Source organism: Exiguobacterium sp. S3 (genome assembly GCF_018617295.1).
Taxonomy (GTDB): Bacteria; Bacillota; Bacilli; order Exiguobacteriales; family Exiguobacteriaceae; genus Exiguobacterium; species Exiguobacterium profundum.
The window spans coordinates 37037-51512 of sequence record NZ_JACSJW010000007.1 but is presented as its reverse complement, the minus strand read 5'-3'; the positions used below and the strand labels follow the sequence as shown (position 1 = coordinate 51512).

General features: G+C 37.2%; 13 protein-coding genes and 1 pseudogene. 12 read left to right on the top strand and 2 right to left on the bottom strand.

The annotated features are described in order from the left end of the window. Nucleotides 1-1076: 1076 nt before the first annotated feature. Nucleotides 1077-1328, bottom strand: a complete 252-nt coding sequence (locus tag KNO65_RS14530; protein ID WP_214785043.1) for a hypothetical protein — start codon at nt 1326-1328, stop codon at nt 1077-1079. A 315-nt stretch (nt 1329-1643) separates the two neighbouring features. Between KNO65_RS14530 and KNO65_RS14525 the strand changes: the two genes are divergently transcribed. The 12 genes and pseudogenes from KNO65_RS14525 (at nt 1644) to KNO65_RS14470 (ending at nt 13680) form a co-directional block, all read left to right on the top strand. Next, nucleotides 1644-2096, top strand: a complete 453-nt coding sequence (locus tag KNO65_RS14525) for a LytTR family DNA-binding domain-containing protein (protein WP_214785041.1) — start codon at nt 1644-1646, stop codon at nt 2094-2096. Between the two features lie 14 nt (nt 2097-2110). Then, nucleotides 2111-2638 (top strand): hypothetical protein, encoded by a 528-nt coding sequence (locus KNO65_RS14520; RefSeq protein ID WP_214785039.1) that lies wholly within the window; start codon nt 2111-2113, stop codon nt 2636-2638. 1092 nt (nt 2639-3730) lie between these two features. Continuing rightward, complete coding sequence (locus tag KNO65_RS14515; RefSeq protein WP_152567760.1) at nt 3731-3859, top strand: listeriolysin S family TOMM bacteriocin; 129 nt, start codon at nt 3731-3733, stop codon at nt 3857-3859. 66 nt (nt 3860-3925) lie between these two features. Beyond that, entirely contained in the window at nt 3926-4783 is an 858-nt protein-coding gene (locus KNO65_RS14510; protein WP_214785037.1) for an ATP-binding cassette domain-containing protein, read from the top strand. After that, complete coding sequence (locus KNO65_RS14505) at nt 4780-5529, top strand: ABC transporter permease (protein WP_353047435.1); 750 nt, start codon at nt 4780-4782, stop codon at nt 5527-5529. The genes KNO65_RS14510 and KNO65_RS14505 overlap by 4 nt, the downstream gene beginning before the upstream one ends. Beyond that, a complete protein-coding gene (locus KNO65_RS14500; protein WP_214785031.1) occupies nt 5526-5807 on the top strand; it encodes an LlsX family protein in 282 nt (93 codons plus the stop codon). The genes KNO65_RS14505 and KNO65_RS14500 overlap by 4 nt, the downstream gene beginning before the upstream one ends. After that, entirely contained in the window at nt 5807-6682 is an 876-nt protein-coding gene (locus tag KNO65_RS14495) for a SagB family peptide dehydrogenase (protein ID WP_214785029.1), read from the top strand. Before KNO65_RS14500 ends, KNO65_RS14495 begins: the two co-directional genes overlap by 1 nt. Before the next feature lie 3 nt (nt 6683-6685). Then, complete coding sequence (locus KNO65_RS14490) at nt 6686-7597, top strand: hypothetical protein (RefSeq protein ID WP_214785027.1); 912 nt, start codon at nt 6686-6688, stop codon at nt 7595-7597. Next, nucleotides 7597-8919, top strand: a complete 1323-nt coding sequence (locus tag KNO65_RS14485; protein WP_214785026.1) for a YcaO-like family protein — start codon at nt 7597-7599, stop codon at nt 8917-8919. Before KNO65_RS14490 ends, KNO65_RS14485 begins: the two co-directional genes overlap by 1 nt. 40 nt (nt 8920-8959) lie before the next feature. Then, nucleotides 8960-9490, top strand: a complete 531-nt coding sequence (locus tag KNO65_RS14480; protein ID WP_214785024.1) for a CPBP family intramembrane glutamic endopeptidase — start codon at nt 8960-8962, stop codon at nt 9488-9490. Between the two features lie 979 nt (nt 9491-10469). After that, nucleotides 10470-10622, top strand: a pseudogene (locus KNO65_RS14475) (DNA/RNA non-specific endonuclease); the annotation flags it as partial. Between the two features lie 2545 nt (nt 10623-13167). Further along, a complete protein-coding gene (locus tag KNO65_RS14470) occupies nt 13168-13680 on the top strand; it encodes a hypothetical protein (RefSeq protein WP_214785022.1) in 513 nt (170 codons plus the stop codon). A 351-nt stretch (nt 13681-14031) separates the two neighbouring features. Here KNO65_RS14470 and KNO65_RS14465 read toward each other — a convergent pair whose 3' ends face one another. Further along, nucleotides 14032-14409 carry a DUF2283 domain-containing protein gene (locus KNO65_RS14465; RefSeq protein ID WP_214785020.1) on the bottom strand — a complete coding sequence of 126 codons (378 nt, stop codon included), beginning with the start codon at nt 14407-14409 and terminating at the stop codon, nt 14032-14034. Nucleotides 14410-14476 lie beyond the last annotated feature (67 nt).

Here is a 14476-nt window from a genome sequence, read left to right as displayed (position 1 = left end):
AAATACTTAATAATATATTTATTATAATTATATACATTAAATTCCAAATACTTAATAATATATTTATTATAATTATATACATTTACAATCTTAATTAGGGATTTGTACCATTTTATAAATAACTTTATACTATAAATTGAAATAAATTCAATCTAAGGAGGATATCCATGAATAGGTCACTTTTAATTACTATCAATATTATAACTGGTTTAGTGGTTACAGCTCTTACTGTAATAGCTTTAGGGATAAGCGGAATGGCAGAAGCAAATCAGCCACTATCCAGTTATGTTTGGTTGACTTTGTTAGCTGTATGGTTAGTAGGCTTAGCATTACAATTTAAGAGTAGAACCAGACTAATCGGGTTACTGATAACATTCCTGCCCATTGTATATATTGTAGTTTCATTTCTTATCGAGTTCCTCTAACACTTAAGTATTTATTTCCTGTGTAAATGAAAATAATCGAATATAAGATGAACTGAAACCTGAATGACAGACACTCGATAAAAAGTACTCATTCAGTTTATTTTGCGTGCGGTCGAATCGATATAGTGAACCTATTCATTCAGACGGGGAAACGCATCCATAGGTTAAAATCATCTTCAACGAACAATCAGCTCAGGCAGCCAAAGTCAAATCCAAACGTGGGGTCGGTCTCGGACCGGTCAATCCATTACACGGGCGACTTTAATATACTGGCCGTCCTCGAGGATCAGGAAAAGAGGAGCTGTTGACCGAAAGTCGTGGGAAATGTCTAGAAAACGCACCGATCGAGTCCTTCTACTGGCATCTAAAAAATTTTCTTGACCATCGACTATTAAAACAGCGAACTCAAGCAATGGAATCTAAAAAATGACCCCGGAGAATACCGGGGCCATCTGATTGCCGTATAGAATTCGAGGCACTATTTATTAAACTGTCCGTAAAATAGGGCTCAGCTCATAAATCGGAATAAAGTATTTTTTAATATAATAAAATTAGAAAAATCCGAATCCAAAACGTCCTATATCCGTTTATCATGTGATATCGATATTAATGTTCTTTAACTGTTGGATTAAATGTTGTTTTATTACTCGGTCATTCACTTGGAATTCTGCTGGATAGTATTCTGGCTGAAAAATTTCTACTCCATCCTTGATCCATTTTTCTCTGTGAACAGAATGAGCTTTTTCTCTCGAGTAAGAACACTCCCTCCCTAACTTCAACATCATCATCGTCTCCAAACTGAAATCGACAGTAAGAACAAATTTCAAACGAAGGAAGATCATATTCATTATATGCTGATTCTTCTAAGCCATCATAACCACAAACAGGACAGATATAATCCATCTTTTCACCTCATGAATCAAATATTATTTAAGTGCATCTGGCATATCTTTAAAGTATTCACGTTCCTTTGACGCATTAGGGTGCTTAGGTTTGAATAGGTGCGAATAACATCAGTTTTAATAATAGAACAACATCTGATGATTAGTTTTGATTCAAATCTCAAGTTTAACTTAGGAAGAGTATCCACCCATTAATGCATTTCATCTGAATATAAGTGTAAAGTACCGTTCTTATATTGTGATATAAATTCCCAATTGTTACACTGACTCTGAAATCAGGTTTCTTTGTTAAACAAATACGAAAGGGGGACGTGATTTGAAGATTAAACTTTGTGTAGGTCAAGATCGATTCGATGAAATACAATCAATTTTGAAAGAAAAAGGAATAGAAGTGGACGACACTGCTGAACTCGTATTGAGTGAAGTGAATAATTTTATTAAAAGTTTAACCGTGAGAGATAAAAAAACCAGTGAGAAACTCGTTTTATTTGTAGAAGACATTATTTGCATTGAGTCTTACGGCGATAGTGTTGAAATTCAGACCAATGACTCTTTATACCAGTGCAATGAGCGCCTATACCAAATCGCAAACTCTCTAGATCCTCAAGCATTTTTACGCATCAGTAACTCTGTCATCATCTCCACCAGTAAAATAAAACAAATAAAGCCGACACTTTCTTCAAAATTCATCCTTACGTTAATTAACGGGAAAAAAGTTGATGTCACAAGAAGTTACTATCATGTTTTTAAAGACTACTTTCAAATTTAAAGGAGGAATATTTCTTGCCATTTCCAAACTATATCGTTGCTTCATCAATACTATTATCGATATTTATTGTCTCGATCGTTATTTACTTTCAAATTTACAAACGTCATATCAATAAAGCTTTAAAAAGTAATAATGAAAAACGTTCTACGCTTGCCCCCCCTTACAAAATCACTATAATCATGTCTGGTTTTATATTACTGATGGGCATTTTAATTAGCTATTTTGCAGGCTACACGAATGCATATAAGGACTACGAAAAAACGTTGTGGGAGTTCAAACCAACAGATGTGGAGACTTTTTATGCGCAAATCACAGAAATCGATAACGATTCCATAGTAGTTGAAGGAATTGAATTAAATAAAGAAGAATTTCAAGGTACACTCAATTACGATTTTTTTGAAGAACAAATCACAATTTATCAAAATGATGATGTTATTGGTCTTCCCGAGTTATCAAATGGAGATTTAGTCTCCATTACACTGTTAACGGATCGCTCAGGTAGTACAGATATTTTTAAAATAGAATTATTAGATCGTGAATGAATACACAAAAATTATTCGCGGATTGTTACTTAAACAGGCCATTCTCTAGTCACAGGAGTATGGCCATTCAAGCTTGTTCACTTTCTTTATTCTCCGAATCGAGGGATATCTTTCAATCAACACGTGAATAATTTGTTTATTCCATTCAGTAATATATTTATTAAAAAGAATCTAACCCACTTCGAACACCAGGTAATCAAGCAAGTACGGGGAATGCACAAATATTTGCTTTTGACGTTATCCTTATGCTACGTGCCTCCCGTTAGTAAAGTCCAAGAACATAAAGATACGTCATAACGAAAATTGGATATGTACGAGTATCCATCTTCGTCTACCTCCTCGATTATTATCGCTTTAAGAGCTTTATACACAAAGGGACGGCTTACATCAATTTATTGTTCTTAGATTATGTTCAAACTTCTCCTTCATCATTAAAAACGGGGCGACTAAATCGATTTCGACATGATCAATACCCTTCACTTTTTCTTGAGGTTATCCTATTTACACGAGCCGAGGGAACCTAATCGACAGTTCTTAGATGAAGAAATAAGTATTCTTCTTTGCCACCATTTATGTTTCATTGAAATGTTCCCTCTATATTTGGACGCTCTGCTGTATTTCGTTAGATTGTCCCTCAGTAGAAAGGTCTGCCTTTCTTAATAGATTGCTTTCTAACTGATGTCGTATTCCCACTCTCTATAGAAATAGACTCTTTTTAGGATCTATTAGACCATGATGTGCATAATACTTATTTAACGTTCCCACCCGTTTCTTTTCATTTTTTTAGTCTCTTCTAGCCATATTCCCCTAATTAACAAATCGTATTTCAGAGCCAAATTAAAATAAAAATCATTTATCGTTTACTACTTTGAATAATAAAGAGCTAATAAGATAGAAAATATGTGCTTATTTATGATTTCCATGTGCTTAGTAACGATTTTTAGGACTTCAATATGACATTTGTCACACTTAGATAAATGTCATAGGCCAATTACATCAATTCCATTTTTTTCTTTATTTACGGTTGATTACCAATATCGTCATATTCAATAATTAAATTGCCACGTGAGCTTCTAGTCAGGAGGAACCATCATGAAAATCAAACATCAAGCTTCAAGTAATTACTCTGAGATGTCGAATGGCTCAGAAACAATGCATTACGCTGCAGGTTCATGCTCTTGTTCATGTTCTTGCTCATGTTCATGTTCTTCATCTGCTTAATCGCTATGTACGCTCCAGGAATACGCTGTATTCCTGGATACATTTTTTAAAAAAGGAGCCCATATTTTGAACACTGCTATCTCCATTAAAGATTTAGTTGTTGAAAGGCCATCAAAAAAAATTCTCGATTTTATTGGCCAAGAAATTGAGATTCCTTCAGGTAGCATAGTCGCCGTGCTTGGAGAAAACGGAGCGGGAAAAACCACACTGATTGAGGCCCTATTGGGTGAAATACCTTTTGATGGTAGTGTGACACCCCAGATCCACCCTACAGAAGTCGGCATCGTCTTTCAAAAAAATATTTACAATGACATGTTGAAAGTATACGAATTGATTGAACTTGTAACAAATTACAAACGGCGTGATGAGGCATATTCTCGACTAATTCATTCCTATGAACTCGAGACACTCGCAAACCGCTACATAAAAGATTTGTCTGGTGGAGAAGCGCAACGTCTAACACTCGCGCTTACCTCTACACGAAATAATTCCTACTATATCTTTGATGAGATCACCTCAGGACTAGACTTCAAGAAGCGTGAGAAGCTCTTGGGCAATATAAAAGAGTTTACTCGAGGCAAGACGGTTCTCCATGTCACACATTACTTTGAAGAATTAGTAGATTGGGCGACTCACTTATTGATTCTAAAAGACGGTAAAATCATGTTCTTTGGGTTCATCTCAGCTTTTGAAGACATTTATTCACATCACTCTATCATCAAAATTATGGACGGCAAGCAAGAATTTCTTGATTCAATCGAATTAGAAAAAATCAAGATGGAGGATTCCCTCGGTTTAATCATTGAAAATCACAATCAGGAATCGGACTGGTTACGTAAGGTGCAACAACAAAACCTGGATTTCACCATTCTCAAGCAAAACCTGTACACCTCATTCTTATTGTGTAGTGAAAGGACAAAATGATGCTTACTCATTTGAAATTGAGCTTGAAAATGCAGCTCAGAATCCCAATCTCGATTTTCTTCTCCTTGGTGTTTCCTATTCTAATGTTAACGATCATGGTTGTGTCATATGGGAATTTCTCCATCGGGAACGGATATCGATTTGTTGATAAGTATTTTTTAATCAGTACGGCAATCGGACTTATTCCTATTGCTTTCATCAGCTTTCCAATTTGGGTGGGAGAAAGTATTGGGAATGACAGCTTGAAGCGACTAAAATTTTTCGGGGTCAATATTCGTAGTCTATTGATTGCGGACTTACTATCCTATGTCGTGCTGGCCTTATCCAGTATCTTATTTAACATTCTAGTGGCTACGGTTTTCTTTGATTTGAACCTCCCGACCATGGCACACCTCTTTAGTTACTTGTTACATACCATGTATCTGATGGTAGGCTTGTTTTTGGTTGGACTTGTTCTCGCTCTTTATGTGAGAAATACAAAGCTCTTGTTGCCTCTAGGGATGATTTTACTCTTTTCAATCTATATGTTCATCGGTGTATTTGTTCCATTTAACGAGCTCCCATCACCCCTCAGAAACATAGCGGAATTTCTACCAGTCAAATATTTAGCGAATGACTTTTTTAAGATTTGGACGAATGATTCACTCATCAATAAAACTTTCCTTTGGGTAAACACAGTATGGATATTCATCGCTAGTGGACTTGTCGTAGTTAAAACTATTTGGAATCGAGGAGAAATTATATGAATAAACAGGCACTAAGAGTCACTTTAGAGATTGTTGTAGGAATGATTGCTTCGGCAGTGCTATTTTATTTTGTCATCCGTTTCGGGTATACAGAAGCCGCTGCTAATAATGGTGCGATCACTTTCTTAGGCTTAGAAATCTTTAGTTTCGAGAATGGCACAGAGAGCCCAAATACGAACAATATGATGTTACTCGGCGTTGTGTCCTCACTATTGTTCGTCGTCCTCGGTGAGCTCATGTTTGGTCGTAAGAAAAAGACGTCTAGGAGAGCAGCATAATGATTCATATCAAAAATAAGGGTCTACTGCATGAACATACTGTTCTCTTGAACGATTCGTCCAATCTTTCGAATCGCGATAACAAGCACCTCTATACGCAAATCTTGCAGGGAAATGCAGAGTCCCCGATGATCTCATATTTGATGAACCTAAACAAACAGGGCTTGAATGATTTTAAAAGTATTGCTAAATTCAACGAACTAAACATTTCTGGTATGTATGGTGACTCGATAAAGTATGAGGAGATTATTGACGAAACGACCATCTTTTTACCTCAAAAGAAATTTAAGAAAATTAAAGAGTCTTTCTCTTCTATCATTTTGAAGCGAAGATCTGGGCGACGGTTTCATCACTTTGAAATGTCTATCGATACACTCAGCCACCTACTGAAGTATGCATTCGGTTTATCAGATGTTTCCCTCCCAGGCGCAAGGGAAGGAAAACATCGAATGTACTCTTCTGGGGGTGCTTTATATCCCATCTCCGTTTACTTGTATATCAACAACGTAGAGGGATTATCCAACGGCTTCTATAAATACCAACCAGGTTCACATACGCTTGCCCCTGTCGATACCGATACGATCAACACCGCCGAGTTCTTCGCTGGCTCGGGAATGGATATGCTAAACTCCTGTCTCAGTTTATTTTTCAGGTATGACATCAACCGAAACTACGTCAAATATGGTGAGCTTTCACTACTCAATTCGTTTGTAGAGGTAGGCGTCATGTCTCATAATTTTGACTTGGTCGCTACGTCCCTCGGATTCGTATCTTGCCCGGTCGCCGGATTCAATAAAAATCTTATCGAAACCGCTTTGCATCTAGATCAAGTAAACGAGCACATCATCTTCTCAAGTATCTGTGGAAAGGAATAACATATGAAAACTTTTATTTATCCACCCTCTTTAAGGGTCATCAATAACCAACATGAATATATCCTCCATAAAGGGGTCCTTCATCGAGACGAGCTCACCATCGATAAAGAAGAGAGTAGTATCCGCTTCATAGAGGACTTTAATCGCTTCATTACCGACCGTCGGATCACACTCAGTGAGCACTCAGATACGTTTGAAGATTTTACACTTTTGAACCGAATGGGCTACATAGATCAAAAAATTAACCGGCCAGAAAACATTCTAGTATTGGTCGAAGATTCAATTCATGAGTTTACCTCCACACAATTTTCTGGATTAGCGCGAGTGGAAAAACTTTCGACCATTCTATCTAAAGACTTGGTTAAAACGTTCATGGAGGAGAAAAAGAAACATTTACTCGAAGAAAAGACGGAATATTCCGCCAATTTCCTTCGCGGCTTTGATTCGGTATATATGATTGATTCAATGGCCAACCTTAATCGACTTCGTGCCTTTAATCGCCTTATGAACTTGGCAAACCTACAGAACACTATCGCCACATTTGATAATGAACACATTTTCATTACAGCCATTCATCACGGAGAGACCGGCTGCTTTGAGTGTTTAGAAAAAAATATCGTCACACGATTTGGATATCCAGAATACCCCATTGAATCCAATCATGAATCAACACCGAAAGCGGCTGAACTGAATATCATCACAGGAATCATTCAAAAAGAGCTAGAGAATATCAATATTTACGAACGTAGTTCTCTACTTGGGAATGTGCAACATTTTCACCTTCAGAACTATGAATATTCATTTAACACAAATCGTGTTCATGTGAGTTGTCCTTCATGTGCCGAGATGAAGAACATCCAATTTAAAGAGCAAACCTTACGCTCGATTAACATTTTGGAAGGAATTCTCCAGTAATGATCACAGTATATAATGACATCAACTATAACCGAACCCGCCAATCACTTCTTGGCGGAACCGTGACCGGTCTATGGAACAAGAATTCGTTCTTCCTTGGGTGTAACTCGCATCCCGTTCCACAGTATTTCTATATGACCTCAAACTACACAGATTTCTCAAAAGTCATCGAGGGCGCCCCTCGAGACGTCAACTACCACTTGAGTGGTTATGGGACCACATATAACGAATCATTGGTCAGTTTTTTAGGGGAAAGTGCAGAACGATTCTCCTTTGCGACAATGTATGCAGCCTATAAAGATAGAATCGTGAACGCCTCTTTTGTAGAACTTACCGAAACATACCCAACCGCATTGATTTGTGACTTAAATCTGATCAATGTTTACTTTGCACGAGAAGATGTTGCCCATTTCATCTCTGATGAGGATGTCTTGCAATGGGTGCCAATGATTTCTTTGTTCGATCCAAAAACAACTGTGTTCATCCCTCTTCAGATGGTAGTGATGTATGAGAAAACCCTTTTCGAGAACGAGAAAAGGGTCAATAATAGTGCGGTCTCAACGGGTACTGCCTGTCATGAGTCATTTCCTCAGGCCTTAGAGAATAGTATCAGCGAGCTCTTACAAATTGATTCACTCAATCTTTGGTGGTACGGGGGGCATACAGCAACAAAGGTAAACGTGAACATCGAGGATATTCTGACTAAATATTTCTCGAGTCAACGAAAAGCCGTCAAGATGTTCCTCTCACACTTCGATGTCAATTTCTTAGACATTTCCTATGACAAGCCTTTACATATTGTCGTATGTGAAATCACGACTAAGAATCCTGCATCACCTTTACCTAAATACGTCGTCGGCTCTCAAGCATCTTCTTCAATGGAGACAGCGGTTTACCGCAGTTTCTTCGAGTGCATGACAGTTGTAGAGTATGCATTGAACGTATCTTGGATGGATACCGATAAATTTAAACAGGTAACTGGCTCACCTGATAAACAAGACATCGACAATCTCGATGACAATGTCATTTACTACGCAAAATACGGACGCCCTGTTCTAAAGCATCAACCAGTCTCACAATTTAGTCATCAAAATAAAACGTCCGATTTATCTGACTTAATCCGCCAGACACAGTCATTATCAAAATTCGCCTGTTATCTGCCGATTGCATCACACGAGTTCCAACATTTGAACTTAGAGGTCGTGAAAGTCATTACACCAGAACTTCTCCCGATTTCACTTCCTTCTTATCCGCCATTCCATCACCCGCGTTTCAAACAGACAGGAGGGATTCACAATAGAATTCCCCATCCTTTGGCGTAGTATTGTATTTTATCTGACGGTCTTTCCTGGTGTGTTGTTGGTGTTGGCGAATACATTGAATTTATGGAGTAACATTCGAGAGCTATATCGATTCTTAATTGTCTTGACGCTAGTCGTCTTGATGAACATTTTATTGTTCTCAGAAATCAAGATGATCTATCTAGCGCTATCAGCGTTAACGTTATTGGCCGGGTCTTTCGTGTTCGAGTACTTTCAATCTTATCGAAACGTGAGGCTCGATTTTTTTAAGGATCGCTATACGTTACTTGCCATCGTATCGATTCTTCTCTATCCGATTGTGGAAGAATTGGTGTTTCGCTATTTTCTCTATCAGCATTTCATGAGTCTTGGATTTCCGATTCTCTATTATTTTTTGGTGTCCAGCCTATCGTTCACTGTGACCCACATGTTTCATCAGGGTACGAAGTCCATTTACAAAATCGTGTTTGCACTTGGTCAAAGTATCTTATTTTGGTACTCTCAAGAAATACTGTTATGCATCATCGTACATATGTGCTTCAACGTGTTCGTATATTTCGATAAAATGAGTCGTATTAACAAATATACCTAAGTGCCACGGCAAGGACGTTGACAATTGCGCACTAGAAGAACAAAATGATGCATTTTATCTTTTTATCCTGCTATAGTCGCCTAGGCTTACTATAACCAGATTAGATAGATGATTTAGAATCATAGTTCACTCAAAATCATCTTAAATACCCGTTAGATAAAGTAGATGATCTTACAGTTAATTCATGTTGACCTAACGATTATAATAGTAGTCAAACAAGCATGTATACATTCGACGTCGAATGTATACATGCTTGTTTATTTACAGCCAAATTCAAAGAATGGCCTCAAAAGTGATATCCCGTTTGACGTACACTTATTTTTTATGCTTTTACAAAGTATGAAAAGTTCCTACTGCAGAAATAAACAGCGTTAATTTATACAAAAATAAAATACTATTGTCTTAACTTGTAAAATAAACCTCTCTCTCTAATTAGGATTATTATATATTCTCTATTGGAGGAGGAGTGATTATGAAATTTTATAAATCAACGTGGTTTATCGTCCTAATGCTAATCTTTTTAATCCCTGTCAGACTCTTTTTGATGTGGTGGCATCAAAAGTTTACGAGGGCAAGACGCGTGTTAATCACAGTCTTCTTTTTACTGTTCTGGGGATGGGCATTCAACCTCGAAGAACCCCCAATCAGTGCGGAACAATGTGAGCAAGGAGTCGCTGAAGTGAAAGAGCAGCTTGCGAGTCTTCAATCAGAATATGACGATTTAAAGCTGGTGGTCAAAGACTACAAGACCGAGATCACATCCTTAACCAAGAAATTAGAGGACGCCGATAAAATCACGGCCCAAGCAGTAAAGGAAGCGGAAGCAAAAATGCAGAAAAAACACGAGGCGGAGCTTAAAAAAGCCATTGTGAACGCTGAGAAACAGGCAGAGAAAGAAGTCGCTGCCGCCGCAAGTGCAGAGACCGAGCAGAACACTGTTGCCGCGACCGAAAGTGAACCCTCGGTGGCTACAGAACCGAGCGGAGACGTCTCAAACGTCGACACGAACGGCAACGGGCAAGTGACAATCCAAGAAGCCAAAGATGCTGGATTCAGCATGCCGATCAGAAGCAGCCATTGGTTATATCCTTATATGCAGGACAATGACGGGGATGGCATGGTCGGAGAGTAATCATACTCATGCGACGGTCAACAAATAGAGTCAAATTGATCAAACACATCCTCGTAAAATCGAAGGATGCGTTTTTTATCCTGCTTCATCCTGTAATCTTTATACGGTGGTAACATCTGACTTTGAAACGTACTTCACTGTTGAGACTCACGGCTCTCCGATTCGCCTTGACGGACCTCATGTTTGGACATATCGTATAAGCTTACAAGCACAATAGGTTCTTCGTCATCTTTTCATCCATCGGTGTTCTTAATTAAAATAGCATCCGGCACGCCTGCTTCATCTCGATTCTCCTGATTATGCTTACTTGCTCTGCCTCTTCTTGTCTTTACAATCCTTTCAATGAAAAATGTACAGGTGGTCCACCGTGATGGTTGACGGCGTGACATTTGTATAGATGCGGGGACGTTTTCCTTGAAGGGTGATACGGGTGATGGCGTGATCTTCGATATACAAGTTCAAAGAACTCAATTCAGCCACGATGGATTTAAAGACGAGCACCGCGATGAGTTGAAGCCTGATGCATTCCAGCGGCACATGCTGATTGAGGAGGTTCGGGATTAATCGAGTGTTCTCCTTCCTCCATATCACACAGTATGTCTGTGTTCACGAATTTCAAGTCGTCGAACTGTTCCTATAGCCGATCTAGAAAGCATCGAAGCAATACCTCTATCATCTTGTCCATTGCCTATTAATCTAATTGACAACTATCCATCTGAATCATTTTATCCTATTGATAACCTAACACCATCTCGTATCCAAGTGTGGCGCATCATATTTTATTTCATGTAGTTCCTAGTGTTATTTCAAAAAATCTTGAGGCTTACACAATGAATATAAACATCTTTAACAGACATTTAATTTTATTTGTTTTCATAATCCTCTTTCCATAATCCTCTAAAGTATGATTATTTTTTATAAACCAAAAATTATCCCTCTATTTTCCATAAAAATAATGCATTTTAGTTTTTTATTGTTATAATATTACTGTATTATATTTCAAAAAAGAGGGATGTTTATGAAGAAGTTTCTAAAGGGTTATTTGCTAGTGCAGTAATAGTAGGGAGTCTGTTTTTTTCGCCAACTGACGGAGAAGCTGCTGATTGGAAATTGGTTGACACGTCAATCATAGGTAATGGTACAGTAGGATATTTGAATGGAGCAAAAGGTGGAAAGGCGAAAATCTGTTTGAAAGAAGCTTTCGGAGGAGCAAACGTTACAGTATATGATGATGATGGAAGTTCTAGATCGGTCATCAAAGCAACTTCGTTCTGGGGAAACAACAGTTGCTATACTTTCAATGTGAATCCATATGTTGATGGTGCAGATAACGATGCAGAATTCGTAGTAACAACTACACGCAACATAGTCGGAAATATTAAATTTGAATTATGGGATTAATAAAAAGCAGACAATCTTAACAAAAGATTGTCTGCTTTTTTGTTGGAGTTTAACATTTTTCAAATAAAAAAAAGTGCTGTCATCGTAATAACGAATAGAGATAGCAATGACCAACTAACAATTTTTCTACCTTGTTCGTTCTTAAAGAATAGATGAACTAAAGTAAAGTATATTAACGTGACAACGGAAAAGAAAATCATTCCTTCAACCACTTCATATAAAGTGTAATATTGATGCTGAATTATAAACATTAAAACAGATGAGAAGAATAAAATAAACCCATACGTATGTAAGAATTTTTTTGTGTTTTTTGTATGATTTACGTCTTCATTAGAATTCATATAAATCTCCTATTTACGTAATGATTTTTGTGATACTTCTACTTTTGATTTTATCACATCATTTAGATTTTATGTTTTTCATACGTCAAACCATATTACTATACATTCAATTTTATTGCGCATGTAGTCGATTGTAACGCGAGATTTCTCCAATTTCTTCTACATGTTACGTATGTCGATTATGGCGAAGCGTTTTTGTACTAAAGAAGACGGAAAAAATCGGTCAAACATTCTCCTTCTCTCACACTAAAAAAATGTCCAATGCTCACGAGTTTAAATTCCTCGTCTCCACCCTTGTACCGATCAGGAAGTCGTCGAAAAAACTCCTCCATCGTCTGTTGGACTGGTTGGAAATTATCCATCAAAATCTTACTCTCCTGTTGATAGCCTAATGATATCTCGCATCCAAGCAAGAATATCTCAGTCTAATTTACACCAATCCTGGTCTTGATTGAAGAAAACCAGGACTTACATAGGAAACACGATTACGTTGGACAAAAACCAGGCTATTTACCATCAATCAATCCATCAATTCTAAACATTCAATTACGAACTAAAAAGTAAATCCCCTCGAATTTTTATCACTTATGACAGATATGGGAATGGACTGATACAATTCAAGAAAGAACAAATCATGAAGTAGATGATTATTGCAACATTAGCTTTTTCACTACCTATATTGCTAGTAGTGATGTTAGCTGTAAAACTGAGAATGAGGGCAAGCTAAATGAAATTCGGATCAACAGTATAAAAAACGTTCGGGCACATATGATGCTCAACTAAATAGAATAGGAGACTAATTCATGTTTGAGATTGATAAATTTAATATTGTTTTTGATGTCACTAAAGAAACGCCACACTTTCAAGTCGATTCAACACACCGAATCAGATTTAGTATGGACGAGTTAAATCTTTTTTTATTAAAGGACATTCTAAAATCCATTTTTGAAGGTTCTCAACCACTTCATCTCATATTTGTTTCTGAATACATCATGAACAATGTCCGTTGTTCATCAAAATCTAAACTTGGCAGATATCTAACGATTCGAAACTGGAAAGAACACACCGTGGTAGATGACTTTTCTGAAGATGGTGCTGTTTACACCCTCATTAGAAATCTTAATTTTACAGAGGTCATGAACTATTGTACTCAAGTTTACAAAGGGAACACACTGGCTTATATCGCTTTTTACAACGAAGACTTCCTAATGTATGTGAGTACCGACGTGGTTGATATCGTTTCTTGGGATGATATCAAGATCCAGAACTTAAAGGAAAAATATGCTCCGCATTACAATCGCTATTACGACAATTGAGGGAATCAATCAGACTTCCTCGATTGTCGATTTAGATTAAAGTCTCGGAAAATGTTGGACTCACACTCACTTCTAACAATTGCTCACAATCAGGCACTCTCGATTGCATCGGAGCGTCTTTTTTGTGATTATTCATATGTATCCCACGTAGCATTAGTCACATTTGAAAGGTTCAAAGATGAGGTCGAACATCAAAATAAAAATTACTTAACTTTGCTGTTTATGAGCTAACTGAAATACATAGTGCCGTTAAAACCCCAAAACCATACTGTTCTCACTGACAGCATGAAATAGTCGTGCTTAAGTATTTGATAACACCTCATATTCGGCCTTGTAAAGCTAACAATTATTTTATAGATCCTGAATAGGGTATTTATCTAAATCAATGATATCAAACCCTATAAAGCCGGTGTAATTCGCCTCAGAAAAATGGAACTTGATTCCTGCAAATGTTGTTGTACTCTCAATCGGGACATTATTTAAACGTAGAGAAACACAATTTGATTTTTTCTCATAGCGAATGTTTTTACTCATTACCTGACTCAAGCTGAGTGTTTCAAAATCTAATAATTCAATTCCTACAACTCGTCCTAACTCATCACAATCTAATTCGAGAAAAGGATTCGAGTCTAGTTCCTTCGTTTCATGTATCTTGTACCTATAGTTTTCAGGGAAGAGATATATGTATCCCAACCTTAATTTTTTATCAAATGTAATTCTTATACTCATCTCATTACCTCTTTTTATTTTTGTTTTCACTTGATTTTGTATCAGTCATCATACACGATATTTTTGT